The sequence below is a fragment of the Mycobacterium sp. ELW1 genome (assembly GCF_008329905.1).
Taxonomy (GTDB): Bacteria; Actinomycetota; Actinomycetes; order Mycobacteriales; family Mycobacteriaceae; genus Mycobacterium.
Window position 1 is genome coordinate 6,044,943 of record NZ_CP032155.1, and the last position, 25,894, is coordinate 6,070,836.

Consider the following 25,894-nt stretch of genomic DNA (forward strand, 5'->3'; position numbering starts at 1 on the left):
GGCCCCGAACGACGGATTACATTACGATCTTAACGTAATGGAGTCAACGAAGAAGGCCGTCCGTCGGCCCCGTCAAGGTCGGCCCCGGGACAGTCGAATCGACGACGCCGTCCTGCGCGCGACCGTTGAGCTGCTCGACGAGATCGGCTACTCCCGGTTGACCATTCCGCTGGTCGCCGCCCGCGCCGGTGCCACACCGCCCGCGGTGTACCGACGATTTCCGACAAAGGTGGAGCTGGTCTACGAAGCCGTGTTCCCCACGCCGCCCGAGGCTGAGCTGCCGTTGGCCGGCGACGTGGAGATCGCGATTCGCGGACTGTTGATGGCCAGCATCGAGCTGTTCAGCAGCCCGGCCGTACACACCGCGATCTCCGGTCTGATGGCCGAGCTGCCTGCCGAACCGGGCCTCTCGGCGCGCCTGCTCGGCCGGCTGCAGGGCAGTACCTACGTTCGGTTGCAAGAGTTCCTGGATGCGGCCGCTGCCGAAGGACGCGCGGCCCCCGACATCGACGCCCGCATCCTCCTGGACACGATCGGCGGCACTGTGATGATGGCGTTGGCCAATGAGCGAACTCTCGACCGGCGATGGGTGGACCAGACGACATCGCTGATCGTCACGGGACTGGCGCGATGACACTGCAATTGGTCACCTCAGCCCCCGCGGCGATGGGTCCCGGGGAGATCGGTCCCTGGGCGGCCCGTGCGGAACGGCTCGGGTTCGACGTCGTGCACATCTCGGAGACCATCCACGACCCGTTCACTGTCGCCGCGCTCGCTCTGCAGCACACCGAGCGCGTGACGGTGCGGACCAGCATGGTGCTCGCCTTTCCGCGCAGCCCGATGATCACCGCCTACGCGGCCTGGGATCTGTCGAAGTTCTCCGGCGGCCGGTTTCAGCTCGGCATCGCCTCGCAGGTGCGCGGCAACATCGTCGGCCGGTTCTCGGCGCAGTGGTCCGAGCCGGTCGCCCGCCTCGCCGACTACATCCGCTCGCTTCGAGCGATCTTCACCTCGTTCCAGACCGGTGCAAAGCTGGATTATGTTGGGCCACATTACCGATTCGAACGTCTGCAGCCCTACTTCAACCCGGGGCCGCTCGAACATCCCGCACCGCAGATCTGGACCGGAGCGGTGAACGCCAGAATGTGTGCAATGGCAGGGGAATTGGCGGACGGCTTCGTATGTCATCCGACGAACTCGCATCCCACGGTGCTGAGATCGCGCACCCTTCCTGCACTTGCCGAGGGGGCGTCGCGAGCCGGTCGAACCCTGGCCGACCTTGCGGTCGTCGCGAACCCACACGTCATGACTGCGGCCACCCGCGACGCCGTCGACACGCTCCGTGACCAACGCCGTTCGGAGCTGGCTTTCCTGTACAGCACCCCGGCCTACCGCAGGCAGCTGGAGGACTTCGGCCTTGCCGACGTCGGTGCGGCCCTCTCCGCGATGGCGCAGCGCTCCGAATGGGATTCTCTACCAAGCGTTCTCACTGATGAGGTGATGGAACGGCTGGTACCGCAGGGCACCTACGAGGAGATTCCCGACGTGCTCGCCCAGTGGTATTCGGGCCTGTGCAGCGGTATCAACCTGCCGGTGCCGGCCGATGAAGCCGACGACGACCTGTTCGCCGGTGTGCTCCAGGCCTGCCGGCAGATCTCCGGCTAGGTGCGGAACCGTTCGAGGTAAGCCCGCTCATCCCAGGTCGACAGGAATGTCGTGGCCGCGTCGTAGCCCTCGGTGTAGAGGGCGTCGACCTGCCGCTGCTTGATCTCGAAATCCAGCACACCGACCTCGGCCGCATCCACCCGGATGGTCCTGGCGCTGACCCAGGGCAGGTTGAGGTAGGCCTGGTCGCGCCCGACGAGGATCGTGGTGATCACGTCCTCCAGCAGGCTCGGACCGCCGAACAGCCGCAGCGGGGCCAACGCCGGGATCACCTTGCGATTGTTTTCGGGCAGGTCGGGCAGCAGCGTCACACCGAGCGTCGGCCACCGGGGTTTCTTCCCGTCGCAGCGGTCCAGCGAGTCGATCGGGTAGTTCGACAGCAGCCCGCCGTCGACGAGGGTCGACTCCCGGCCCGTCGCGCTGGTGAGGGTCACCGGGCGGAAGACGAACGGAATCGACATCGACGCGCGCACCGCGTCGGCGACCGGTTGCTCGTCCGGGTCGAGGCCGTAGAGCCGGTGGTAGTCCCACGGCAGGCGGACCAACTGGCCCGTCGTCACGTCGGCCGCGGTCACCACCAGCCGATAGCGCTGTTCCGGGGGCAGCTCGTCGTCGTCCAGCTTCAGGTCACCGAAGGTGCTGACGCCGAGATCGAGGAGTTGACGGGCGATGAAATCGTGCGCGTAGTCGCCCCGGTAGATGCCGGTGCCTTGCAGGATCGCCCATCCCGCGCCGAGCAGCGGCACCCGCTCGACCGGGCCCGGGTCCAAGAACTTGCGGTAGTCGATGCTCAGGGTGAGATCCCGGACATCATCGGGGGTCAGCTGGTCGTTCTTGGCGGCGGCCGCCACGATGGAGCCGACGATCGACCCGGCGGACGAGCCGGCGACGCGGTGGGCCCGATAGCCGGCCTCCATCAGCCTGACGACGGCACCGGCCAGGCCGATACCTTTCACACCGCCGCCGGCCAGCACCAGGTCGATGGGCTTGGTCACGGTGGGGGCCATCGCCCCATGCTAGGAGCGGCCCGCTACCCGGCGTGGTTCCACTGGTGATGGTGGTGCTCGGCGGAGCCGGGCACCGGCTGGTTGTGCTGGCCGGGGAAGGTCTGGTGGTGGCCGGGCTGGTTCAGGTGCGACCCGCCAGTGACGGAACCGACGGAACCGAAGGAGCCGCTGTCGGCGAGGGCGTCGGCGGCGGAGCCAAAGGCGAACAGCGCGGAACCCGCGGCCAAGGCGCTTCCGGCGGCGAATCGCTTCATCCAGGTCATGGTGGTCATGTCAGATTTCTCCGTCGTCGTCGACTGTGATTGGTTTCGGCCTTTGCGTCTCGCCAGTGCCTAAACGGTCTCGCATCGCAGGTGCCGCTGTCTGTCGGGCAGCCGGCGGATGGTCGGGGGAATAAGTTGTCCCCCGATCAGCGGACACCGCTCAATTTCTGCCAACCGGCGATCATCTGCTGCCAGTGGAATTACTGCGCCCTAACGCGGCGTTAACACAGTCAGCGCACCGGAAACCCCCACTGACGGGCGCAGAGGAAGAGGGAAAGACATGAAGAAGTACGCAATCACCACAGCGATCGCAGGCGCGATGACCGCAGCCGTTCTCGGCCTCGCCGGACCCGCCCAGGCAGACCTCGGTCACAACGACTGGGTCAACAACATGGGCCCGACGGCGACCGCGCCCCATGTAGACACAACCGTGCATGGAAGTCGTTGATCGACAACGAACTCCATGGGAGGGGCACCCGAATCGGGTGCCCCTCTTTCGTTGTCATGCCAGAATCGCGTCGATCGCGCGGTAGATCCGTTGCTCACTGACCGGCCGGGGGGTGCCCAGCTGCTGGGCCCACAGGCTGACCCGCAACTCTTCTATCTGCCAACCGATCTCGCGAACGTCGGAGGCAGCTGCGCGGGTGGGCGAGAGCGCATGCAGCAGTTCGGCATAGGCGTCTTCGACGGCGTGCACACGCAGCATGCGCTCGCGGTCGGCCTGCGGCGCTTGGGCCAGCCGGTCCAGTCGGCGGACGATCGCCGTCAGATAGCGGGTCAGATCGACCAGGCGCGCGGCCCCGGTGCTGGTGACGAAGGGCGTGGCGACCAAACCAGCCAGCTGTGCGCGGATGTCGGCGACGGCATCGGCCTGCGTCGCCGGCGGATTGTCGGGAAGTGCGAGATGCACCTCCTGCAAAGCGGTCAGCACCTTCTGCACCCTGGTCACGACTTCGCGCGTGGTCGACGGCAGCGCCTCGGAGACCCGGTCCCGCCGTGCGGCGAAATCTGCTCTGGTCCATACCGGTGTGACGGCCAGGACATCCACGGCGGCGTCAGCGCAGTCGTCCAGCAGCGCGGTCAGCGACCCATCGGGGTTGGCGCCCAACACCAGCCGGGTGCGCGGGTCCAACCCCTTCTCCACCGCCTTCACCGGAGACGGCACCGCCAACCGCAGCAGCCGCCTGGTGCCCCCGCGCATCGCGGCCTCGCGTTCGGCCTCGGTGGCGAAGACCCGCACGTCGACGCCCTTGCCGGCGTCCACCAACGCGGGGTAGCCGCGGACGATGTGGCCACCGACCGTGCGTTCGACGCTGCGCGGCAACTCCTCGATGTCATCCGGCCACGCACGCAGGCCCGTTCGTTCCCAGTCTCCGGCCACCGCCTCGGCCACCGCCTTGCGCGCGGAACCGGCCAGCTGACGCTGCAACACATCGAGGTCTTTACCGCGGGCCACCTCGGTGCCGTCCGGTCCTTCGACGGCGAACGTCACCCGAAGGTGAGCAGGCAGCTTGTCGAGATCGAACGCGGCGATCGGCACCAGAATGCCGGTGCGCCGGTGTAATTCACGCTGCAGAGCTTCCAGCAGCGGTTCACTTCCGACCTGGCCGATTCCCGGGTCGCTGCGCTCCTGCCCGCCGATGATATCGGCCAGTACCGCCCGTGCCGTGTCGGGGGCGGGAACGAAGTTGCGCCGCAGGTCTTTCGGCAGCGACCGGATCAGCGCGGTAACCAGTTCCTCGCGCAGCGCGGGTACCTGCCAGCCGAATTCGTCGCCACCGAGGCGGGCGAGCACCTCGACCGGTATGTGCACGGTGACACCGTCGTCGGCGGCACCGGGCTCGAACCGGTAGGTCAGCGGCAGGGACAAATCCCCGGCCTGCCAGTTGTCCGGCCGTTCGGCGTCCTCGTCGTCGACACGCAACAGGTCGTCGCGCGTGAACGTCAGCAGATCCGGGGTGCGATGCCGCTGCTTCTTCCACCAACCGTCGAAATGGCGGGCGGAGACCACCTGGGGCGGAATCCTGCTGTCGAACCAGGCGTAGATCTCGTCGTCACCGACGAGCATGTCGCGCCGGCGGGCGCGCTCTTCCAGCTCGGCCAATTCGGTTCGCAGCCGTGCATTGTCGGCGACGAAGTGGTGCCGGGTCTGCCACTCCCCCTGCACCAGCGCGTGCTGGATGAACAGCTCGCGGGACACCACCGGATCGACGGTGGCATATCCCACGCGTCGGCGCGGAACGAGCGGAAGTCCGTAGAGCGTGACTCGTTCGAAGGCCATCACCGCACCGCGCTTGGCGTCCCAGTGCGGTTCGCTGAAGCTGCGCTGCACCAGGTGTCCGGCCACCCGCTCGACCATCTCGGGTTCGACGCGGGCAGCGATGCGTCCATACAGCCGACTGGTCTCCACCAGGTCGGCCACCACGAGCCAGCGCGGCGGGCGCTTGGTCAACACCGATCCCGGAGCCAGTACGAACCGGGTGTTGCGCGCACCGGTGTACTCCCGCGAATCCCCTTCCCGCAGGCCGATATGCGAGAGCAACCCGGCAACGAGGGCAGCATGCAGACGCGCCGGGTCGGCCGGTTCCGGATCGTCGGATTCCCGAATGCCGATGTCTCGGGCGATGCTGCGCAGTTGCCCGGTCAGGTCCTGCCACTCCCGGATCCGCAGGTAGTGCAGGAACTCCTCGCGACACATGCGCCGGAACGCGCTGCCGGAACGGGCCTTCCGCTCGTCGCGCAGGTACTGCCAAAGGTTCAGGAAGGACACGAAGTCGGAGTGCTCGTCGGCGAACCGGGCGTGTTTCTGCCGCGCCGCCTCCTCCCGCTCGGTCGGCCGCTCGCGCGGGTCGGGAATCGACAACGCCGCGGCCAGCACCAGGACTTCGCGCACGCATCCCTCGGTGTCGGCCTGCACGATCATCCGTGCGAGCCGCGGATCGACCGGCAGTTGCGCCAGCCGGCGACCCACATCGGTGATCGCTCCGGTGGCGTCGAACGCACCGAGCTCCTGCAGCAGCTGCACGCCGTCGCGGATGCTGCGTTGCTCGGGCGGGTCCAGGAACGGGAAGCTTTCGATCTCGCCGAGCTGCAGCGCCGCCATCTGCAAGATCACCGCAGCGAGGTTGGTGCGCAGAATCTCCGGGTCGGTGTAGCGCGGCCGGGACGCGAAATCCTCTTCGGAATACAGCCGGATACACACCCCGGGCGCGGTGCGACCGGACCGCCCGGCCCGTTGCGCGGCCGAGGCCTGGGAGATCGGTTCGATCGGCAACCGCTGCACCTTCGTGCGCCTGCTGTAGCGGGAGATCCGCGCCGTGCCGGGGTCAACGACATACCGGACGCCCGGCACGGTCAGCGATGTCTCGGCGACGTTGGTGGCCAAGATGATTCGTCTGCCGGTCCGCGGCGGCTGAAACACCCGCTGCTGCTCGGCGGTGGGCAGCCGCGCGTACAGGGGCAGCACCTCGGTGTTCGAATCGACGATGCGGCTCAACGCATCATTGGTGTCCCGGATTTCCCGCTCCCCGGACAGGAACACCAACACGTCGCCGGGCGGCTCCGCCTCCAGCTCGCGAACCGCGTCGACGATCGCCTCGGTCTGATCGCGAATCTCGGTGCGCACGATCTCGTGGTCGGGATCGTCGGGATCGTCCGAATCATCAACCGGGACCGGAACTTCCAGAGGCCGATAGCGGATCTCCACCGGGTAGGTCCGGCCGGACACCTCGACGATCGGAGCTCCATTGAAGTGTGCCGCGAACCGCTCCGGTTCGATCGTCGCCGAGGTGACGATCAGCTTGAGATCGGGCCTGCGAGGCAGCAATTCGCGAAGGTAGCCCAGCAGGAAGTCGATGTTGAGGCTGCGCTCGTGCGCTTCATCGAGGATGAGGGTGTCATAGCGCAGCAGGCGACGGTCGCGCTGGATCTCGGCGAGCAGGATTCCGTCGGTCATCAGTTTGACCAGAGTGCGGTCGCTGGCCTGGTCGGTGAAGCGGACGGTGTAGCCGATCGTCTCCCCCAGCGGGGTGCCGACCTCGTCGGCGATGCGCTGAGCCACCGTGCGCGCGGCCAGCCGGCGCGGCTGGGTGTGGCCGATGGTTCCGCGGATTCCGCGGCCGAGCTCCAGACAGATCTTGGGCAGCTGGGTGGTCTTGCCCGACCCTGTCTCACCCGCGATCACAACCACCTGGTTGTCGGTGATGGCTCGGGCGATCTCGTCCCGGTGTTCGCTGACCGGCAGATCCGGATAGGTGATCACCGGTACGGCCGCTTCCCGGGTCGCGACCAACGCCTCGGCGGCCGCAACCTGGTCGGCGATCTTCCTCAGGGTCTCCGCCGACACCTCGCCGCGCAGCGATTTCAGCCGCCGCCCCAACCGGCCCGCGTCACGAAAGGTCACGCCGTCGAGGCGGGCGCGCAGCTGACGCACCTGCTCAGCGGAGACCTCGGACACTGGCGCCACAATAGCGGCGAGCGCCGTCGGAGGCGTCCTGGTGTGCGTAGGCTCGACGGCGATGACCATTTGGATCGTCTTGGGTCTGCTGGTGGTGGGCCTGGGAATCGTGGCCAGCCAGTTGTTCCGGCTGAAGGACTGGCTGAACAGGCCGGCCCCGCCAAGCGAGCCGGCCGGCGAGCACCCGGATGAACCCGAGACGTGAGCGATCTGCCCGCCGGAGTGCGGGCGATGGCCGGTCGCGGCCCCCAGTGGGCGACGTGGGTCGACACACTGCCCCGCCTCACCCGTGACGTCGTCGCGCAGTGGCGGCTTCGGCCCGACGGCCTCGCCGCCCACGGACACTGCTCACTGGTGCTGCCGGTCCGCACCGCCGATGGCACGGCCGCGATCCTGAAGCTCGGCTTCCCCGACGACGAATCCGAACACGAGCACCTGGCGCTGCGCCGGTGGGGCGGCGAGGGCGCCGTCCGGTTGCTCAGCGCCGACCCGCACCGCCGGGCGATTCTCGCCGAACGGCTCGGCGACGACCTGACGGGAGTCGACGACGTCGAGGCCTGCCGGATCGTCGCCGGCCTGTATCGCCACGTACACGTCCCGGCGTTGCCCCAACTGCGGCCCCTGACGTTCTACCTCGACCGGTGGACCGCCGACCTGGCCGAGCTGCCGCGGGGCGCACCGATCCCGCACCGGCTGGTGGAACAGGCGCTGAGCCAGTGCGCGGACTTGACGGTCGACGCCGAGACAACGGCACGGGTCCTGCACTGCGATCTGCATTACGCGAACGTGCTCGCCGGGCCGCGTCAGCCGTGGCTGGTCATCGACCCCAAACCGGTCAACGGCGATCCGCACTACGAGATCGCCCCGATGTTGTGGAACCGCTTCGACGAGTTGGCCGGCGATGTCCGAGGCGGAGTCCGCCGGCGGTTCTACACACTGGTCGACGCGGCGGGGTTCGACGAGGATCGGGCGCGGGCCTGGGTGGTGGTGCGCGCGGTGCTCACCGCCATGTGGGCGGTGCAGGACTCCGCAGCGCAGCAGCCGGGATGGCTGACGACCTGCATCGCCGTCGCCAAAGCCGTGCAGGACTGAAACACCAAGCACGAGAAGCTACCTCGGCGGGTCTCCGCGCCACATGAAGCTGTTGACGTACTTGCCCATGTCCTTGGCGATATCGAGGTTCGCCGGTGACGGGGGCCCCGGCCCGTCGTCGGGCCCGAACTGATGGAACGGCCCCACCGCGCCGGCGACCAGAGCGAGATCGTTCTTGACCGCGACGATGACGATGACGCGCTGGTGCACGGAATCGGTCGCGGTGCCCTTCGGCCAGTCGTCGGCGACCTCGCCGTAGCCCGGCTCGTACCCGAGGATCGCGTTGGGCAGCTCATAGGACGTCACCGCGTCCGGGAAGAGCTGATTGAGCAGGTCGTCGGCCACCTGGCGAGCGTTGCGGCCCTTCGCCGGCTCGCTGAACAACCGCAACGTGCCCCCCTCACCGACGGTCAGCTCGGCGCGCACCCCGTTGGGCTCGATGGTCACGTCGTAGGCGGTTCCGGGCGATGGATAGGACACCGAGAACGACCCGTCGGGGGCGAAGAAGCGCGGATTGATGGCCACCGGCAGCCCCGTCGGCGGCCGGCCGCAGTCGGGTGGGCAGTGGTAGGTGATCGCGGTGGGCGTTATTCGGGTGGCCAGGATGCTCAGCGCCATCATCGCGGCGACCAGGACGATCACCCACAGCCCGATGGTCACGAAATAGCCGGGGCCACGCTGCCTGCGGGCTCGGTAGTTGCCTGCGGGTACCGCGTAGCCCGCGAACGAGTCGGCGGCGTCGGCGTCTGTTGTCAGATCGGTCATCGGCGCAGCGACTTCAGCACGAGAAGGGCCTTGATCAGGTTGTCGACGTTGGGCGTTCCCAGCCCGGTGATCATGTCGTAGCCGGCCACGACGGGCGTCACCGCGTTGGCTCCGAGATAGATGTCGCGGAAGGCGGGTACCTCGGCGCCGCCGGCGATGTCGTAGAGCAGCGGGTTGAAGTCACCGAGCTGCTCCAAGCCGCGCGCGGTCAGGAATTGGTTCATCACCGCGGCGATTCCGGCCCAGATCGGCGCCGCCTGCGAGGTGCCCCCTCCGACCAGGATCTGGCCGTTGAACACGAATTTCACCCCGGTGAACGGGTCGGCCACCGCGGCGATGTCGGGTACCAGCCGCTTGTCGCGTGGGCCGGCGCGGGTTCCGGTGTCCTGCCACGACGGGCGCGCGAACAACACCGACGCGCCGCCGCCGCTGCCCTGGGTCAACGGGACGTCGTACCACCCTTGTTCGGCCAGCCACTGACCCTGGGAATCGGTGGACAGCGTCGTTCCCCCGACACCGGTCACCTCCGGCAGCGAGGCCATCACGTCGACTCCGTAGTCGTCCGGGCTCGGCGGATCCGACCAGGTCTTGCCGCCTTTGCACTCCAGGCCGGCCAGATCTCCACTGGCGACGAAGGCCGTCGTCCCGTTGCGCTGGGCGCGGGCCAGCGCCGAGCGCACCGGCGCCAGGTCGGCGCGGGAGAGGAGTCGATCACAGCCCCAGCCGATTGAGAAGCTCCACACCGCTCCCGGGTAGGTGCGGTCGACATCTTCCATCAGCTTGCCGAGCTTGACGTAGGTCGCGTCGCCTTCGGCGGTGGACCGGGCGTTGACCAGAACGATCCGCGCCGAAGGCGCGATCGCGTGCACGAACTGGACGTCCATGCTCGCCTCACCGCGCCGCTCGGGCGGCATCCCGCCCATCACCTCGAGGTTGAACTTGGGCAGCGAGAACCAGTCGGAGAACTTGTCCAGGTCGCGTTGGTCGACGCCGTCGAAGGTGAAGACGACGACAGTCTGACCCTTTCCGGTGTAACCCGCGGAGGTCAGCGGGTTGACGTTGTAGGCGGTGAGCAACTCTGTGGGCGCGAGCCCCGCATTGGGGACGTCCAGCGGCGGGGTCGGCGGAACGCCTTCGTGTGAGGGCGTGTAGCCGAGGATGCGGCCCAACTCGCTCACTTCACCGCTCAGCTGCTGCGGGACGGCCGGTTGCTGAGGCGAGGCGTAGAACACCACCCCGTTGCTGCGGCGGTAGTCGTGCACAGCCACGTCGAAGGCACCCGCAATCGCTCGCGGGGTGCCCTCCACGACGGCCCACGCATCACCGTCGCGCCAGCCCACCGACAATCCGTGAGAGTCGGCCCAGGCGGTCAGCGCCGCAGGCCGGGAGGCCTCCCGCAGTTCGACGGTCAGCTGGACCCGCTGTGCGCGCGCAGGGCCGAGATCGGCGGCCTGGGCCAGCAGTCGCGCGAAGGGCCCGGCGATCAGGTTGTAGGGCAGCGACGGCGTCGGACGGTCGCCGGCGAAGACCACCATGACCACCGCCAGCGTCGCCAGAAACGGTGTCAGCGGTCGCCTCCGCCGACGCCGTTCCCACACGCGTCTCAGCATCACCAGAACCATCCCATACCGACGCGGGGATCACAGAGCAGGACGCGGGGGTGCGGCGCTGCTGGAGCCGCATGTGCGATAACGATCTCGTCGGCCACCGCGATGAATTGGGTATCCGAACTTCACTTGAGGTTTGTCGTCGAGGAGGTGGACGGTGAAGAAACTCGGTTCAGTGGTGATCTGCGCGATCACCGCCATCGGTATCGGCATCATCGGCGCGCCCGCAGCGAGCGCGGGATGCCAGGGACTCTGGACACCGTGGGGCGGCGGCGAACGCTGCGACGGCCCGATCGATGCGAACGGCTTCTTTCAGCGCTGCGAGACCGGGGGCGCGTTCGGGTTCAACACCCCGCAGCAGTGCTACCAGGTCGACGCGAACAATCTGGGCAACACTCAGCCCTGGATCGGGCCGTGATCCTCACAGCGGAATGGCGAGCTGGCTCCTGATGAGCGGGGCGATCTTCTCGGCCATGTAGGCGTGGCCCGCGTCGGTGGGGTGCACGCCGTCGGGGCCGATCAGTTCGGGGTGGCCGACGAACCAGCCCTCGGCGAGCGGATCGATGAAGACCGCGCCGACGGCTTTGGCCTGGGCGCGCAGGATGTCGCGCTGGGCCAGCACCTCGCCCGGCGGGTCTGCCGTCGGCCACGGCGGGCCGATCACCAGGACCTTGGCTTTGGGCGCCGCCCGGCGGGCGATCTGCAGGGTCTCCCCGACCAGCACCGGGTACTTCTGCATATCGGCGGGCTGGTCGTTGCGGGATCCGAAGAACACCACCAGGGAGTCGTCGCGGTCGACGGCCCGCACGGTGAGGTCCTGGAACAGGCTGCCATGGTTGCCGCGGATCCCGTAGCCGGCGCCGCCCTCGGCGGCCACGTCGGCGTCGATTCTGGCGCCCTGTCCGGCCAGCAGCAGCCAGGCGCGGGACGTCCACGACTGCGGCCCCTGACCGCCCTCGTCGGTACCGGTCGTGTACGAGTCGCCGATCACCGCTATCCGGCTGAAACCCGAACCGCGATTGGCCAATTCATAGGTGACGGCCGGGCGGGTGTAGCCGACGATGGCGGCGAGCACCGCGACGGCCGACAGGCCGGTCGTGATGACGCGCACAAGCCCTTCCTTGCGGATCAATGACACCCCACTGAATCTCATGCCCGACGCAGGCAGCCTACTGCCTCCGAAGGTGTTGTCGCACACCGACGCTGGCTTCGTTACTACCCGGCCCGCGCCGAGGACTGCGGAGGACGGGTATCGCGGGCATGGTCGATCGAGGCCAGCCGGCCGCCCTCGGCCCCCGGCGGGCCGCTGTGCTTGTCGTGTTTGACGTCGCGGAAGTCGACCATCCTGCGCATCCAGCGCCGGGCCGGTTCCTCGACGCCGTGGTAGAGCGCCATCGCGCCGGCCACCGCCGCGAGGATCAATCCGACGACGACGATCTTCTGCACCGATTTCGGCAGGTCGATCTGGTACTCCTGGACCGCCCAGTTCCACGAGGTGTGCACGAGGTGTGCACGCATTTCGTGCCACCATGTACAGGCTGAACGAGATCTGCCCCCCGTACACCAGCAGCCGCGTGGACAGCAGCGCCGGCAGGGTTCCGACGCCGATCGCCAGCGTGACGACCAGCGGCATGAACAGCACGTCGACCAGGCCGCCGGGGTCGATCATCCCGGCCACCGGGTTGGCGTCGTAGTAGTACAGGATGCCGACCATCGCGGCGGTCAGCAGTACCGCAGCAATACCTGAGATGTGCTGCCCACGCCGGCCGATCTGCAAGCGTCGGACCGCCGCGCAGGCCAGCGCGCCGGCCAGGAACTGGGCCACGATGCGCGGCAGCCAGCTCCACGGCGTGTAGAAGTGGCCGCTGGCCAGCAGCAGCAGCGTGGGCGGCAGCGCAGCGACGAAGGCCAGGAAGAGCAGCGTGCGCGCCCGGGTCACCCGCGCCATCCGGAAGATCACCAGGATGATCCCACCGAAGAGCAGGTAGGCCAGCCATTCCGCGCTGATCGACCAGGCCGGGCCGTCCCAGCTGGTGCCGTCGAAGAACGGTTCGAACCAGAGTTGGACCATGAACAGCTGGCGCACGTAACTGATTGCGGTGAGCTTTTCGACATCCGCCGACGGTGTGGCGCCGAAGTGCAGCGTGAAGATGATCCACGCGGCGGCGATGTGCATGGTCACCAGGTACACCGGCCACACCCGGGACAGCCGCAGCCACAGGAAGTGCAGGGTGGCCCGCCCGGAGAAATGCGATCCCATCCGGTCGAGGTAATTCCACGTCAGCACGAATCCGCTGAGGATGAAGAACAGGTCGACGCCTTGGGCACCGGCGTTGAGAAGCGGCGCGAGGTCGTCCTTGAGTCGCGGTGACGCTTCCCAGATCAGCGGCCGGAAGTGGAACAGCACCACCCATAGGGCGGCGACGATGCGAAGACCGGTCAGCGCCTTTATTTCTCCGGTCCGCACAACACCCATTCCGAACCCATTCCGACTCTTGCTTTACGTTTCGACGCCACCTCGTCAGACGGGCCGGACCCCGCCGCCCCCGCGATTTCACCTGGGAGCCTATCAGCGCGGCAGTCGCCGGCCCGGCCTTGCAACGCTGTGGGGTTGCTGGACACCGTCCTGTCCGGCCGTTTGCTGGGCTGTGATCGCGGCAACACCGCGCGGGTCGACAGCCGGTTGACGACGGCGTGCTCGACGCAGTTCGGGAGCCATTGCCGGCCACCCTCGAATCAGGTTGCCGCCCAGCCACCGTCGACGCTGAGGATTGTTCCGTGGATGTTGGCGGCGTCGTCACTGGCCAGGAACACCACCGCGGCCGCGACCTCCTCCGGGGTGCTGACCCGCCGCGACGGCAGGCGGCTCAGTGTCGGCGCGATGTGGTCGGCGAACTCGGCCTGCCGTTCGGTGCCGATCGGGCCGGGGGCCACGGCGTTGACCCGAACACCGTGCGGGCCGTACTCGTCGGCCCAGGACTGGGTGAACGAATGGATCGCGGCTTTGTTGGCGCTGTAGACCGCCGATCCGCTGGATCCGCGCAACCCGGTGATCGAGCCGATGTTGACGATCGCGCCGCTACCCTGGGCAACCATGCGCGGTGCCAGCACACCGGTCAGCAAAAATGGCGTGAACACGTTGACACCGAACACATCTCGCAGCTCCTGCTCGGTGACATCGGCGGTCGGCGTGGGCATCAGCAGGGTGGCCGCGTTGTTCACCAGGATGTCGATGCCGCCGGCCGCCTCGGTGGCCGCGTCGGCCAGATGCCGGGCGGCGGCACCGCCGGCTCCCAGATCGGCGGCGACGAAGGCGGCGTCCCCGCCTGCCGAACGGATATCGGCGACGACGGCGTCGCCGCGGGTTGTGTCCCGTCCGCTCACGACGACGAAGGCGCCCTCAGCCGCGAGGGATTTCGCGACGGCGACCCCGAGGCCGCCTGTGGAACCGGTGACAAGTGCTCTGCGCCCGGCCAACCGGGTATCTTTTGGACTCATGAGTCCATATGCTTCGCCTTTAAAAATGGACCTGCAAGTCCAAAATCTGACGGCGAAGGGCCGCGCCACCCGGCAGCGGATCATCGAGGGAGCCGCCGCCGAGATCCGTGCCCGCGGCGTCGCGCTGACCACCCTCGACGACGTCATGGCGCGCACTCACACCTCCAAAAGCCAGCTCTTCCATTACTTTCCCGGCGGCAAGGAGCAGCTGCTGCTGGCGGTCGCGGCGCTCGAGTCCCAGATGGTGCTCGACGACCAGCAGCCTCATCTCGGCGCGCTCACATCCTGGGCGGCGTGGCAGCGGTGGCGGGATTCAGTGGTCGACCGCTACCGCCGGCAGGGCCAGAACTGCCCGATCGCGGTGCTGATGTCGGAGATCGGGCGCACCACGCCGGGGGCCGAGGCTGTCACCGCCGAGCTGATCGTCCAGTGGAGCGGCGCGATCGCGGCCGGCATCCGGTCGATGCAGGAGCAGGGCAAAGTGTCCGAATCGGTGAACGCCGAGCGAGCCGCGGCAGCGTTGCTGGCCGGAATTCAGGGCGGGGTCGGCATCATGCTCGCGACCGGCGACCTGAGCTATCTGGAAGCCGCCCTGGACCAGGGCATCGGCGCGCTGCGCGCGCCATGAGCCCGAACCCTGACGGCCTCAGCCGCCGTTCTGCGCCATCGCCCAGCACGTGACCGAGTGCCACAGGTTGCAGGGGATGCCGTTCATCGTGGGGATCTGGTTGGGCTGGATGTTGGTGGTCACGTTGTCCGGGCCGATCGCCTGCGGAACCTGACCGCCTGACGGGCCGGATGTGCACACCCCGGGGAATCGGCTCTGGACCGTCCCATTCGGGCAGTCAGCGGACGCCGGTGCGGCGAGCACAAGCGATCCCGACGTGAGCGCCACCGCACACGCGCCGATGAGAAGTCGTTTCACAGTCACCTGATTCCGCCTCGAGCAGGCCTCGGGTCCAACCACTTAACCACGATATCGACGGCGCAGCCAGATTCGTTAGCGTTTACCAGCGACGACGCGGCTACGGGCTGAGCACGCCGGCGGCCGGCAACGACGGCACTGACGGCACGGCATTGAGCGTGTTGAGTGCGCCCGACGCCTGGTTGGCGGTGCTGAGCATCTGCATCAGCGGCCCGAAGTTCCCATTGCCGAGTTCGGCCATCACCGCCGGGCATTGGGACCGGATGGCCTGCTCGGCCACGAACCCGGTCACCTGGGAGGCCAGGCCGCCGTGTCCGCTGGCCGTGGTGGCATTGGAAACCAGGCTGCTGCCCGGCTTGACCAGCATCGGGCAGATCTGCTGGCCGATTTGCTCGATCAGCTGACTGATACCTGTCGAGTTCAGCAGGCTACTGACGCCCGCCGTGTCCGCGTGGGCGGGCGCCGGCCAGGCGGCTACGGCGACAACTGTTCCTGCCATCACGGCCAGCGATCGCAGTGCGAAGGCGGTGCCGCCGGTCGATTCACGATCGAAAGTGCGCACGGTCATGTGGGTCCTACTCTGGCTCGATCGGCTCAAAGCGAGAGCCACTGATGTCACTTCGGTAACAGTGGTCTACTCAGGTCACACTTTGGGCACGGAACCATAAAGGTTCGAAGCCTATGCGTTTCCTCTACGCGATCTGTGCGCCGCGGGTGCGACACTTCCCCGTTTCAGCGATACTGCGCGCCCGGCCGTCACAGAGCGTCGTTGATCTCGTTCTTCAGCACCTCGGCCTGCGTCCCGAAGACGGCCTGCACGCTGTTGCCGACCTCGATCACACCGGCGGCGCCGAGGCTCTTCAACCGGTTCTGGTCGACTTTGCCGGCATCCACGACCTCCATCCGCAGTCGGGTGATGCAGGCGTCGACGCTGCGCAGGTTCTCTCGCCCGCCGAAGGCCGCGATCAGCTGCTCGGCCTTGCTGTCGGTGACCGTGGGGGCGGTCTTCACCGCGGTCCCGGCCTCCACGGCGGTGGCCGACTCGGCGCCCTCGCCCAGGTTGGCCCGCTCCTCGGCGTCGAACTCGGCGTCGGGTTCGCGGCCGGGGGTGCGCATGTTCCACCGGGTGATCGCGAAACGAAATAGCAGGTAGTACACCGCGAAGAAGACCAGGCCCATGACGATCAGTAGCGGAATGTTCTTGGCCGCCGGCGCGGTGCCGTAGAGCAGTAGATCGATCAGGCCGGCCGAGAACGAGAAGCCCAGGTGGATGTCGAGCAGGTAGGCGATCGCCAGCGACAGCCCGGTCAGCACCGCATGCACGATGTAGAGCGGGAACGCCACGAACATGAAGGCGAACTCCAGCGGCTCGGTGACACCGGTGAGGAACGCGGTCAGCGCGGCGGCGGACAGAATGCCGAACGCGACCTTGCGCTGTTTGGCGTTCGCGACGTGGATCATCGCCAACGCCGCTCCCGGCAGGCCGAACATCAGGATCGGGTAGAAACCTGACGTCAGCAGCCCGGCGCTGGGGTCGCCCGCGGCGAACCGGCTGAGTTCACCGGTGACCACATGCCCGTCCCCGCTCGGATAGCTGCCGTAGATGAACCACACGTACGAGTTCAGGATGTGGTGCAGCCCCAGCGGGATCAGCATGCGGTTGGCGAAGCCGTAGACGAACGCCCCGAGCGCGCCGGCACCGCCGATGAAGTGGCCCAGTCCGGTCAGCCCCGCGTCGAAGATCGGATAGAAGTAGCTCATCGCGAAGGAGACCACGAGGCTCGCCAGCGACACGACGATCGGGACGAAGCGCCGGCCACCGAAGAAGCCGAGGTACGGCGGCAACGCGATGGTGTGGTACCGGTCGAACAGCCACGCGGTGAGCAGCCCGACCACGATTCCGCCGAACACGCTGTAGTTGATCTGCGCCTGTTCACCGGCCTTGTCGAGTTGCCCCGCGAGCACGAACGGCGACATCGTTTTGAAGACCGCCTGCATCACCAGGTAGCCGACGACCGCTGACAACGCCGTCGAGCCGTCGGCCTTGCGGGCGAATCCGATCGCGACACCGACGGCGAACAACAACGCGAGATTGTTGAACAGCGCTCCGCCGGCCGCGCTCATCGCCTGGAAGAAAGGGCCGATCACCGGCGCCTTGATCCGGCCCAGCAGGTCGTCCTGGCCGAGCCGAAGCAGGATGCCTGCCGCCGGAAGCACGGCGATCGGCAGCATCAAGCTCTTACCGAGCCGTTGCAGCTGCGCGAAGCCTGGTATGCGCAGCCCCGACTTCTGCTGTGCGCCTGAGTCTTTGGTGGTTTCACTCATGACCGGCCGGCCTCCCGTTGTCGCAGCACAGCCGAAGCTTAGACAAATCGCCGGAGGTGAGGCGTTGTTTCCGCCGCGGCCAGGTGGGTCAACTCTCTATTGTCTTCGACAATGAGCACAACGTCCGTTCACGCGCCGGTCTCCGGGCGTGCCGTCGCGCTAGCCGACGTACCCGATCCCGTTTTCGCGCAAGGCATGGTGGGATACGGCGCCGCGGTCGATCCGCCCCGCGAGGTGATCGATGCGGTGGCACCGGTCAGCGGCCGCGTCCTCAAGCTGATGCCGCACGCCTACATCATCATGACGAGCGAGAATGTCGGAGTGCTGGTTCATCTCGGCCTCGACACTGTCGCATTGAAGGGGGCGGGATTCAGCGCCCACGTCAACGAGGGCGATACCGTGACCGCCGGCCAGACGATGATCACCTATGACGTGCCATCGGTGGTCGCGGCCGGGTTGAACCCGATCGTTCCCGTCGTGGTGATGGACGAACGCGAGCCGGGCAATGTCGCGGTGGGCGACGAGGTCGCTACGGGTACTGAAATCGCCGCAGCTTCAACACTTTTCACTGCCAACAAGTAGGGCCTGATGGAAGTCGTCATCCTCCCCGACGCCGCACAGATCGGCGCGGTGGCGGCCGATGCCGTCGAGTCTCTGCTCGGGCGCACGCCGACCGCGGTGCTGGGGCTGGCCACCGGCTCGTCCCCGCTGGCGATCTACGACGAGCTGGCCGCCCGGTGCGACGCGGGGCGCATCTCCTTTCGGCAAGCTCGCGGATTCACCCTCGACGAGTACGTCGGGTTGCCGGCTGATCACCCCGAGCGCTACCGCACCGTCATCGACACGGTGTTCGTCTCACGCGTCGACTTTGCACCGGGCGCGGTCGCCGGGCCCGACGGGCTGGCCGAGGACATTCCGGCGGCATGTGCCGAGTACGAGGCGGCCATCGCCGCGGTCGGCGGCATCGACCTGCAAATCCTGGGCATCGGCACCGACGGCCACATCGGCTTCAACGAGCCCGGGTCGTCGCTGGCGTCGCGCACCCGGATCAAAACACTGACGCGCCAGACCCGGATCGACAACGCCCGCTTCTTCGGCGACGACGTCGACCAAGTCCCGACGCATTGCCTCACCCAGGGGTTGGGCACGATCATGGCGGCTCGTCACGTCGTGCTGGTGGCCCTCGGCCGGAGCAAGGCCGAGGCGGTGCATCAGCTGGTGGAGGGGCCGGTGAGCGCGATGTGGCCGGCCACCATCCTGCAGCACCACCCGCACGTGACGGTCCTCCTCGACGGTGGCGCGGCGCGACGGCTGCAGTTGGCCGACTACTACCGGGAGACCTACCTGTCCAAGCCGTCATGGCAGGGCATCTGAGTGCTGATCACCGCTGCGACCTTGCTGACCGGCCGAGAGTTGTTGCGGCCGGGCTGGATTGAGGTATCCGGCGGGTCAGTGCTGGCGCTGGGTGCGGGTCCGCCGCCGCGGACCGCCGACCGCGAGCTGGGCACAGTGGTGCCCGGTTTCGTCGACACCCACGTGCACGGCGGCGGCGGTTCCGATTTCTCGGTGGCGACGACGGACGACACAACGACCGCTGTGGAGCTTCACCGCCGGTACGGCACCACCACCCTGATCGCGTCGCTGGTGTCGGCCGGACCGGCCGAACTGCTGCGTCAGGTCGAGGTGCTGGCCGGTCAGGTGCGCGACGGACTGATCGCCGGTATCCACCTGGAGGGGCCGTGGCTGGCGGCCGAACGGTGCGGGGCACACGATCCTGTGGTGCTTCGCGATCCGGACACCGGCGAAGTCGGCCAGCTGTTGCAGGCCGGCGGCGGAGCCATCCGAATGGTCACCCTCGCACCGGAACGTCCGGGGGCGCTGGCCGCGATCGAGCGCATCGTCAGTGCCGGCGCGGTGGCCGCGATCGGACACACCGAGGCGACCTACGAGCAGACCCGCACGGCGATCACCGCGGGCGCGACGGTGGGTACACATCTGTTCAACGCGATGCGCCCGATCCACCACCGCGAGCCTGGCCCGGTGATCGCACTTCTGGAAGACCCCCGGGTGACGGTGGAGTTGATCGCCGACGGAGTGCACGTCGACGCCGCGCTGTACCGGCATGTGGTCCGTGCGGCCGGTCCCGACCGGTTGTCGCTCGTCACCGACGCGATGGCGGCGGCCGGGGTGACCGACGGGCGATATCACATCGGCCGGATGGACGTCGAGGTGGCCGACGGCGTGGCCCGGCTGGCCGGGACGTCGACGATCGCCGGAAGCACCGCCACGATGGACCGGGTGTTCAGATTCGCCGTCGTCCACAGCGGGCTCCCCCACGACGAGGCACTGCTGCTCGCGGTCCGCCAGTCGTCGCTGAATCCGGCTCTTGCACTGGGACTTCCGTCCCCCGAACTGGTCGCGGGCGCACGCGCCGACCTGGTCGCGCTGGACACTGAGCTCGCGGTCACCGACGTCCTGCATGGCGGTGCGTGGGTTCCGCGCTGAGCACGACGAACGTCTGTTCGACTTTTTGTCAGACCCCCGGTGCATCGTGTCTCCTACGCCGTCGAACTGACGAAAGGGGCCCAGCAATGTGCTGGTTGTGCGACCACCCGGAGAACACCGTCGCCAACTATCTCGACGAAGTCCGCGCCAAAATCCTGCGGCGAGGCTGGGCAGTGCAGTACGTCGAATCGCCCCGGATGCCGTTCGCCTACACGGTCGGCTTGAGCGACTACGACGTCCCCGAGCTACTGATGACGAATGTGTCGCCGCAGCGGGCCGCCCGCCTGCTGAGCAAGTCGGCCGAGCTCGTGGTGCGCGGAGCCGAGTTGACCGCCGGCCAGCAGTTCACCCTCTGCGGAGGTCCGATGCTCGAGGTCGTCGAGGTCGAACATCCCGATGCACATATGGGTTTCGCGACAGCCCTGTACGGCAGGGAGATTCGGGCATTGCAGCTCGTCTGGTCGGATGGTCGCGGCCGGTGGCCGTGGGCCGCGGACTTCTGTGACCGCGAAAGCCGGCAACCGGTGTTGGGGGTGCGCACCCGAGCCGCGTGAGTTGCCACCGATCACAAAGCAATTACGGCAGGCGCGCCAGACCGTCTCGACGCCGGCGACGTTGTTACCTTGCTGCTCGTGAGGAACCTCGTGCACCGCGCGACCCGCTGGGTGCGACGGCTCGGCGTCCTCACCGCAACGGTGCTGCTGGTCCCGGGCATGGTCGGCCTGGCGGGCCCGATCGCACCCGCCGCGGCCTACTCGCGCTCCGGCTTACCGGTGGAGGCCCTCGACGTGCCGTCGCCGGCGATGGGCCGCACCATCCGAGTCCAGTTTCAGGGTGGCGGCGCGCACGCGGTCTATCTGCTCGACGGCTTACGCGCCCGCGATGACGAGAACGGCTGGGACATCAACACCGCCGCATTCGAGTGGTACTACCAGTCCGGGCTGTCTCTGGTGATGCCGGTCGGTGGCCAGTCGAGCTTCTACAGCGACTGGTACCAGCCGGCGGCCGGGTCCAACGGGACGCTGACATACAAGTGGGAGACATTCCTGACCCAGGAGCTGCCGTCGTGGCTGGCGCTCAACAAAGCGATCACTCCGATCAACAATGCGGTGGTCGGGCTTTCGATGTCGGGCAGTGCGGCCCTCACACTGGCGATCTGGCATCCCCAGCAGTTCATCTTCGCGAGCTCGCTGTCCGGCTTCCTCAACCCGTCGCTGGGCCTGTGGCCCACCCTGATCGGGCTGGCGATGAAGGACGGCGGCGGGTACCGCTCCACCGACATGTGGGGGCCCTCCAACGACCCGGCCTGGCAGCGCAACGATCCGATGGTCAACGTGGCAAGGCTGGTCGCCAACGGCACCGCGGTGTGGATCTACTGCGGGACTGGCGCCCCGTCCGAACTCGACAACACCGACGACCCGACCTTCGGTGGGCTGTTCACCGCCGGGTACCTGGAAAACATCACGTTGAACACCAACAAGGAATTTCAGCGCAAGTACCAGGCCGCCGGCGGCCGCAACGCGGTCTTCAACTTCCCGCCCAGCGGCACGCACAGCTGGGGATACTGGGGCGCGCAACTGCAGGCGATGAAGGGTGACCTGCAACGGGTGCTGGGCGCGACGCCCGCCGGCTAGCGCGCGCTAGTCCCGATGCGCCACAACGTTGATCACGTTGCCGTCCGGATCGCGAACGAAGAACCGCCGCACCCCCCACGACTCGGTCGTCAACGGATGCACAATCTGGTAGCCGCGGGCGCGGGCCTGCTCGTAGGCGGCGTCGACGTCATCGGTGGCCACCGAGATGACGGGCATCTCGGGCGCCGTCGCATCGGCGGTGACCAGTTGCAGATTCGCGCCCGTGTCGGGCGAGGTGTATCGGGCAACCCAGCCGAGGTTGAACTCCTCGGTGGTCAGCCCGAGGTAGTCGGTGTAGAAGCCTTTGGCCGCCTCGATGTCGGAGACCGGCAGGTCGGCAATGATCCGGTTGACTCGCATAGCTCGATCTAACCGCGACGGCGCCCGCTAGTCCCCGAAGCCGATCACCTCGCCCCGGTTGATCGACACCCAGTCGCGGGCTTCCAGGTATGGGCGGAACGTCGCGGCGATCAGCTGCTCATCGGCGGGTGTCTTGGGGCGTTGGAGTTCGTAGAGGTGCGGGAATTCCGTCCACGCGACGACGGCGTCCCACAGCCGCACCGCAGCCTCGCCGGTGGGCGGGTCGATCAGCACCGGGCCGAACAAGCACTGGCCGTCGGGGAAGAACAGTGTCGGCACGCCGTAGCCGTCGGCTGCCACGACGCGGTTGTGGTCGGCCAGCACCTCATCGCCGGTCGTGGGGTCGGCGATGGCCTGATCCACCAGCGCGGGATCAAAACCGAGCTCAGCCAACAGGTGTCGGGCCACCGCCGGATCGTGCGGTTTGTGTCCGTCGACGTGCAGGGCCTGGCCGGCGCGCTGATACCAGGCCTCCACGTCCGCCATGGACTGCCGCCGCAACAGGGCTCCGATGCGCATCATCGACCAGCCGTAGGACCAGTCCCGTTCCCACGGGTGCTTCTTACCCTCTTTGCGGTTGATCTCCTCGAGGCTGAAGAACCGCCAGTTCACCACCAGCCCGGTCTGGTCCCGAACCTCGCGGATCCACAGCGACGTCTGGTAGGCGTACGGGCACATCACGTCGAAGTGGAAGTCGACGAACTCCGGCCGCCCGCTCACATCGTGAACCGCAGATTGCGGGCGGCACGCTCACCAAGCTCGGCGTCACCGGTCCAGCTCACCGCACCCGAATCGATCTGGGCCTGCGGATCGATGCGCCCGCACGCCAGCATGATGAATGTGGTCGAGTCAGTGGTCAGCACCGCAGTCGGATCAGTCAGGTGCCCAACCTGCGTGGCCCGACCATCCACCGCGACATTGATCTCCCGCACCAGCGGGCCGGTCAGCCGGAAGGCGATGCTGCTGCCCTCAGGCACGCCCACCTTCTTGCCGGCGATGTACCCGATCGAGCTCTCGACCTGCCCCAGCGCGATCTCCGCCGCCACCCCGCCGTCGTCGGTGGAGCGGCCCAGCGGAATCGTGATGTCGCGCACGTGAACCCAGAAATCGAACACCCGGATCTCCAAAAACCGGCCGTAGGTCCCGCGCCCGGTGGGCATCCACGACGGCCGATCCAGATCGGCGGCCGTCAGCGAACTCAGCTCCCGCCTGCGCTCGGCGAAGACCGCGGTGACCTTCTCAGCGAGCGTGGCCGGATCGTCGGTCCCGGCCAGGAACTCCGCCGCCCGCTCGAACGGCGGCGGGGTGGCGTCGTCCTGCGGTACCCAGCCGGCCATCACGGCTTCGATGCTGACGACGTGCTGAACGACATCGCGCACCACCCAGTCCGGGCACAGCGACTGTGTCTTCCAGTCGGCGTCACTCAGATCAGCGCACAGACCCTCGATCGCCGAGTAACAGGCCTCCAGCGCGGAGCGGATCTCATCAAGACTCCTCATGATCCCGATCCAACTACGCCCGGCGCATACCCGGGCATGATCGACGGGATCTGCTTTAGCCCGCGGCGTTGGGCAGCAGCGGTGGACAGACGCCGGCAGCATCGGTGGCCAGCTCGAAGTGCCACACCTCGTTGGCATAGATGCGGCACAGACCGAATCGGGCGCCGTTGGTCATCAACCACTGGTCGGCACCAACACCGCCCACGTCGACGGCCTCACCCACCACATGTTTGGACGCCTCGGGGGTCTGTACGTACTCGCGGGCAGCCGCCAGGCTGCCGTACTGGGCGACCGCGCTGTCCAACAACCGCTGCTGGAATTCCGGTGAGCGCCACCCCGATGTGATCGTCATCGTGATGCCGTCGGCCGACGCCGCGGAGTCGGCCTGCTGAATGGCGTCGAGCAGTCGCGGATCCAACCGTCCGACAGCTGGGTTCTGCACGTCGAACGGTGTCAGAATCTGGCCGTCGACCAGCGAGCCGTCACCAGCCGCAACGGCCGGCGGGTCGACACTGACGGTGTTGTCGGCCAGAGCAATTCGGGGTGCGGGGGCCGGTAGGCCGGCGGCACCGACCAGCAGCGCCGTTGTCGTGGCCGCACCCAGCACAACGGCTGAGACGGAGGTGGCATCTATCCGCATGATCCACCCATCCTCCCAGACCGAATCCTGGTGCTGACCGTCGTCGTACGACAGACTTCAGCGGTGCGCATCCGATTCGCTCTCCTGCCCGCGACGGTCCTGCTGGCCATTGCCGCCTGCGCATCGAGCACTGTCCACCCGGTGAGCACGCCGGTCAGCGGGCCGCACGCCTCATCGGTGCCCGCGGCCGCGCTGGATTCGACTACTCCACCGGACGCGGCACCCGCCGACGCGCAGCCCCGGCTGGCGTCCGATCCTGCTCAACTGGCCGACGACCTGGTCGCCGATGAGCTGGCCATCCGCGATCCGTCGACTCCGCAGGCCGCGCTCGTCGCGGCGGCGCGCCGTCAGCAGGTCGCTTACCGCAGCATCGGTCGCCACCCCGAATGGGATTCGACTATCCGGCCGCGGATCCCGCCAGGTTTGGTCGATGCATACGACCGTAACGTCGACGCGCGGCGGCAACTCGCTTCGATGGCCCACCCGCGGGACACTCTGCCGGCGTGGCGGATCCAACCGCCGGCGCCTGCCGAGGAATTGCTTGGTTACTACCGCGAGGCCGAGGCTGCCACCGGCGTCGGCTGGAACTATCTGGCGGCGATCAACCTGATCGAAACCCGGTTCGGCAGCATCGTGGGACTGAGCTCCGCCGGAGCGGACGGCCCGATGCAGTTCTTGCCGTCGACATTTGCCGCCCACGGCGATGGCGGCGACATTCGCTCACCCCGCGACAGCATCATGGCCGCCGGACGTTACCTGGCTGCGAACGGTTTCGGCGCGGACCCCGATCACGCCATCTACCGCTACAACCATGCTGACGAATACGTCGCTGCGGTAAAGGATTACGCCGCGGTCCTGGCCGACCCCGCGACTTTCGCCGGCTTCTACCAGTGGGATGTCTACTACGTCACCACCGAAGGTGACGTCGTTCTACCGATCGGATATTCCGCCGATGAGCCCATACCGGTCGCCGAATACCTGGCCACCCACCCGCAGTAGCTCAGGTCTCGTCGGCGACCTGGTGCCTATCGACCTTGCCCGGGCCAGCTGGATCGTCGTTCTGACGATCCAGCTGGTCCTGCAGGATGCGCTGCTCTTCACTCGCTTTCCTGGCATCCGCCGGCGTGGCCGGTGGCTGCTGGCTGAGCTCCACACTCAGCTCTTGAAAGCGTCTTTGATCTTCTCGCCGGCGTCCTTCAGGCTCGACTTGGCCTGATCGACCTTGCCTTCGTTTTCGGTGCTCTTGTCGCCGGTGGCCTTGCCTACTCCCTCTTTGGCCTTGCCCGCGGCGTCGTCGACTTTATTGCTGATCTTGTCTGAGATACCCATGCGCCCCGGTTACCTCAATAACCCTGAAACGAAACTCAGACTCAGCTGTGTGTACCGCGGACGGTCCACACCACCCGGTAGGAGCCCGCGGCCGGAACCCAGCCGAATCGACGCGAGTCGACGACACCCGGCGCGTGCGGATTGTCCGAGCACGCCTCGAAGGTCGCGGCCCGGCCACGCCCCCGCACTGTCCCGACCCGCTTGATCAGCCACCTGGTCGGCAGAGTGGGATCGGGGAACACCCGCAATTGTCCGGTACGCGGGGTCCCGGCCCGAACCGCCAACAGCCCGTCACCAGGGCGAAGGGTCGGCAACATCGACTCC

Annotated in this window: 30 protein-coding genes and 1 pseudogene; 13 read left to right on the forward strand and 18 right to left on the reverse strand. The window is 67.6% G+C overall.

Translation table 11 applies throughout. The features are described from left to right. Positions 1 to 37 precede the first annotated feature (37 nt). Positions 38 to 634, forward strand: a complete 597-nt coding sequence (locus D3H54_RS29015; RefSeq protein WP_149383116.1) for a TetR/AcrR family transcriptional regulator — start codon at positions 38 to 40, stop codon at positions 632 to 634. Between the two features lie 2 nt (positions 635 to 636). Beyond that, entirely contained in the window at positions 637 to 1,665 is a 1,029-nt protein-coding gene (locus D3H54_RS29020) for a TIGR03617 family F420-dependent LLM class oxidoreductase (RefSeq protein ID WP_149383816.1), read from the forward strand. Here the strand turns inward: D3H54_RS29020 and D3H54_RS29025 are convergent. Beyond that, complete coding sequence (locus D3H54_RS29025) at positions 1,662 to 2,672, reverse strand: patatin-like phospholipase family protein (protein ID WP_149383117.1); 1,011 nt, start codon at positions 2,670 to 2,672, stop codon at positions 1,662 to 1,664. The genes D3H54_RS29020 and D3H54_RS29025 overlap by 4 nt on opposite strands. Positions 2,673 to 2,695: 23 nt before the next feature. Further along, on the reverse strand, positions 2,696 to 2,944 hold the full coding sequence (locus D3H54_RS29030; protein ID WP_432246448.1) for a hypothetical protein: 249 nt from the start codon (positions 2,942 to 2,944) through the stop codon (positions 2,696 to 2,698). A 271-nt stretch (positions 2,945 to 3,215) separates the two neighbouring features. Here D3H54_RS29030 and D3H54_RS31375 point away from each other — a divergent pair, with 271 nt between their 5' ends. Beyond that, positions 3,216 to 3,383: a hypothetical protein gene (locus D3H54_RS31375; protein WP_096312558.1), complete on the forward strand. Its 168-nt coding sequence runs from the start codon at positions 3,216 to 3,218 to the stop codon at positions 3,381 to 3,383. A gap of 54 nt (positions 3,384 to 3,437) precedes the next feature. On the opposite strand, the gene hrpA is transcribed toward D3H54_RS31375, so the two are convergent. Then, entirely contained in the window at positions 3,438 to 7,460 is a 4,023-nt protein-coding gene (gene hrpA, locus D3H54_RS29035) for an ATP-dependent RNA helicase HrpA (RefSeq protein WP_168215002.1), read from the reverse strand. On the opposite strand from hrpA, the gene D3H54_RS31380 reads away from it, so the two are divergent. Beyond that, entirely contained in the window at positions 7,453 to 7,596 is a 144-nt protein-coding gene (locus D3H54_RS31380; RefSeq protein WP_168215003.1) for a hypothetical protein, read from the forward strand. The genes hrpA and D3H54_RS31380 overlap by 8 nt on opposite strands. Next, the gene (locus D3H54_RS29040; protein WP_149383119.1) at positions 7,593 to 8,483 is read left to right on the forward strand and encodes an aminoglycoside phosphotransferase family protein; all 891 of its coding nucleotides are present in this window, start codon (positions 7,593 to 7,595) and stop codon (positions 8,481 to 8,483) included. The genes D3H54_RS31380 and D3H54_RS29040 overlap by 4 nt, the downstream gene beginning before the upstream one ends. A gap of 18 nt (positions 8,484 to 8,501) precedes the next feature. Here the strand turns inward: D3H54_RS29040 and D3H54_RS29045 are convergent, their stop codons facing one another. Next, positions 8,502 to 9,248 (reverse strand): hypothetical protein, encoded by a 747-nt coding sequence (locus D3H54_RS29045; protein ID WP_149383120.1) that lies wholly within the window; start codon positions 9,246 to 9,248, stop codon positions 8,502 to 8,504. Next, positions 9,245 to 10,858: a S53 family peptidase gene (locus tag D3H54_RS29050; RefSeq protein ID WP_149383121.1), complete on the reverse strand. Its 1,614-nt coding sequence runs from the start codon at positions 10,856 to 10,858 to the stop codon at positions 9,245 to 9,247. The genes D3H54_RS29045 and D3H54_RS29050 overlap by 4 nt, the downstream gene beginning before the upstream one ends. Positions 10,859 to 11,012: 154 nt before the next feature. Between D3H54_RS29050 and D3H54_RS29055 the strand changes: the two genes are divergently transcribed. Beyond that, the gene (locus tag D3H54_RS29055; protein WP_115317813.1) at positions 11,013 to 11,273 is read left to right on the forward strand and encodes a CDGP domain-containing protein; all 261 of its coding nucleotides are present in this window, start codon (positions 11,013 to 11,015) and stop codon (positions 11,271 to 11,273) included. 3 nt (positions 11,274 to 11,276) lie between these two features. Here the strand turns inward: D3H54_RS29055 and D3H54_RS29060 are convergent, their stop codons facing one another. The 3 genes and pseudogenes from D3H54_RS29060 to D3H54_RS29070 form a co-directional block, all read right to left on the reverse strand. Further along, a complete protein-coding gene (locus D3H54_RS29060) occupies positions 11,277 to 11,966 on the reverse strand; it encodes an Rv0518 family GDSL lipase (protein ID WP_432246449.1) in 690 nt (229 codons plus the stop codon). 104 nt (positions 11,967 to 12,070) lie between these two features. Then, a pseudogene (locus tag D3H54_RS29065) lies at positions 12,071 to 13,331 on the reverse strand (acyltransferase family protein). Positions 13,332 to 13,591: 260 nt separating this feature from the next. Beyond that, positions 13,592 to 14,353, reverse strand: a complete 762-nt coding sequence (locus D3H54_RS29070) for an SDR family NAD(P)-dependent oxidoreductase (RefSeq protein ID WP_149383122.1) — start codon at positions 14,351 to 14,353, stop codon at positions 13,592 to 13,594. A gap of 25 nt (positions 14,354 to 14,378) precedes the next feature. Between D3H54_RS29070 and D3H54_RS29075 the strand changes: the two genes are divergently transcribed. Further along, a complete protein-coding gene (locus D3H54_RS29075) occupies positions 14,379 to 14,981 on the forward strand; it encodes a TetR/AcrR family transcriptional regulator (protein WP_149383123.1) in 603 nt (200 codons plus the stop codon). 18 nt (positions 14,982 to 14,999) lie between these two features. Here the strand turns inward: D3H54_RS29075 and D3H54_RS29080 are convergent, their stop codons facing one another. From D3H54_RS29080 to D3H54_RS29090, 3 genes are all read right to left on the reverse strand, one after another. Next, the gene (locus D3H54_RS29080; RefSeq protein WP_115317818.1) at positions 15,000 to 15,284 is read right to left on the reverse strand and encodes a hypothetical protein; all 285 of its coding nucleotides are present in this window, start codon (positions 15,282 to 15,284) and stop codon (positions 15,000 to 15,002) included. A 94-nt stretch (positions 15,285 to 15,378) separates the two neighbouring features. Then, positions 15,379 to 15,846 (reverse strand): DUF732 domain-containing protein, encoded by a 468-nt coding sequence (locus D3H54_RS29085; protein WP_149383124.1) that lies wholly within the window; start codon positions 15,844 to 15,846, stop codon positions 15,379 to 15,381. A gap of 188 nt (positions 15,847 to 16,034) precedes the next feature. Beyond that, a complete protein-coding gene (locus D3H54_RS29090; protein WP_149383125.1) occupies positions 16,035 to 17,603 on the reverse strand; it encodes a PTS transporter subunit EIIC in 1,569 nt (522 codons plus the stop codon). 111 nt (positions 17,604 to 17,714) lie between these two features. On the opposite strand from D3H54_RS29090, the gene D3H54_RS29095 reads away from it, so the two are divergent. The 5 genes from D3H54_RS29095 to D3H54_RS29115 all read left to right on the forward strand — a co-directional run bounded on the left by D3H54_RS29095 (position 17,715) and on the right by D3H54_RS29115 (position 21,742). Further along, positions 17,715 to 18,185, forward strand: a complete 471-nt coding sequence (locus D3H54_RS29095; RefSeq protein ID WP_149383126.1) for a PTS sugar transporter subunit IIA — start codon at positions 17,715 to 17,717, stop codon at positions 18,183 to 18,185. Between the two features lie 6 nt (positions 18,186 to 18,191). Then, complete coding sequence (gene nagB / locus D3H54_RS29100) at positions 18,192 to 18,977, forward strand: glucosamine-6-phosphate deaminase (RefSeq protein WP_149383127.1); 786 nt, start codon at positions 18,192 to 18,194, stop codon at positions 18,975 to 18,977. Continuing rightward, positions 18,978 to 20,108, forward strand: a complete 1,131-nt coding sequence (nagA, locus tag D3H54_RS29105; protein ID WP_149383128.1) for an N-acetylglucosamine-6-phosphate deacetylase — start codon at positions 18,978 to 18,980, stop codon at positions 20,106 to 20,108. Positions 20,109 to 20,194: 86 nt separating this feature from the next. After that, positions 20,195 to 20,662: a DUF4262 domain-containing protein gene (locus tag D3H54_RS29110; RefSeq protein WP_149383129.1), complete on the forward strand. Its 468-nt coding sequence runs from the start codon at positions 20,195 to 20,197 to the stop codon at positions 20,660 to 20,662. A gap of 159 nt (positions 20,663 to 20,821) precedes the next feature. Then, positions 20,822 to 21,742, forward strand: a complete 921-nt coding sequence (locus D3H54_RS29115; protein WP_286199337.1) for an esterase family protein — start codon at positions 20,822 to 20,824, stop codon at positions 21,740 to 21,742. 6 nt (positions 21,743 to 21,748) lie between these two features. Here D3H54_RS29115 and D3H54_RS29120 read toward each other — a convergent pair whose 3' ends face one another. Genes D3H54_RS29120 through D3H54_RS29135 form a run of 4 tightly spaced genes read right to left on the reverse strand, consistent with a single transcriptional unit; the run spans position 21,749 to position 24,241 of the window. Continuing rightward, on the reverse strand, positions 21,749 to 22,102 hold the full coding sequence (locus D3H54_RS29120) for a VOC family protein (protein WP_149383130.1): 354 nt from the start codon (positions 22,100 to 22,102) through the stop codon (positions 21,749 to 21,751). A gap of 27 nt (positions 22,103 to 22,129) precedes the next feature. After that, the gene (locus D3H54_RS29125; RefSeq protein WP_149383131.1) at positions 22,130 to 22,822 is read right to left on the reverse strand and encodes a mycothiol-dependent nitroreductase Rv2466c family protein; all 693 of its coding nucleotides are present in this window, start codon (positions 22,820 to 22,822) and stop codon (positions 22,130 to 22,132) included. Next, positions 22,819 to 23,601 carry a maleylpyruvate isomerase family mycothiol-dependent enzyme gene (locus D3H54_RS29130; RefSeq protein WP_210419619.1) on the reverse strand — a complete coding sequence of 261 codons (783 nt, stop codon included), beginning with the start codon at positions 23,599 to 23,601 and terminating at the stop codon, positions 22,819 to 22,821. The genes D3H54_RS29125 and D3H54_RS29130 overlap by 4 nt, the downstream gene beginning before the upstream one ends. Before the next feature lie 55 nt (positions 23,602 to 23,656). Beyond that, positions 23,657 to 24,241 (reverse strand): M15 family metallopeptidase, encoded by a 585-nt coding sequence (locus D3H54_RS29135; RefSeq protein ID WP_149383133.1) that lies wholly within the window; start codon positions 24,239 to 24,241, stop codon positions 23,657 to 23,659. A 69-nt stretch (positions 24,242 to 24,310) separates the two neighbouring features. Between D3H54_RS29135 and D3H54_RS29140 the strand changes: the two genes are divergently transcribed. After that, positions 24,311 to 25,240 (forward strand): lytic transglycosylase domain-containing protein, encoded by a 930-nt coding sequence (locus D3H54_RS29140; RefSeq protein ID WP_432246562.1) that lies wholly within the window; start codon positions 24,311 to 24,313, stop codon positions 25,238 to 25,240. Position 25,241: 1 nt separating this feature from the next. On the opposite strand, the gene D3H54_RS31385 is transcribed toward D3H54_RS29140, so the two are convergent. Genes D3H54_RS31385 through D3H54_RS29150 form a run of 3 tightly spaced genes read right to left on the reverse strand, consistent with a single transcriptional unit; the run spans position 25,242 to position 25,887 of the window. Then, entirely contained in the window at positions 25,242 to 25,394 is a 153-nt protein-coding gene (locus D3H54_RS31385; protein ID WP_163789027.1) for a hypothetical protein, read from the reverse strand. A gap of 2 nt (positions 25,395 to 25,396) precedes the next feature. Continuing rightward, entirely contained in the window at positions 25,397 to 25,570 is a 174-nt protein-coding gene (locus tag D3H54_RS29145) for a CsbD family protein (protein ID WP_115317828.1), read from the reverse strand. Positions 25,571 to 25,611: 41 nt separating this feature from the next. Continuing rightward, the gene (locus D3H54_RS29150; RefSeq protein WP_172507258.1) at positions 25,612 to 25,887 is read right to left on the reverse strand and encodes a S26 family signal peptidase; all 276 of its coding nucleotides are present in this window, start codon (positions 25,885 to 25,887) and stop codon (positions 25,612 to 25,614) included. Between the last annotated feature and the right edge of the window lie 7 nt (positions 25,888 to 25,894).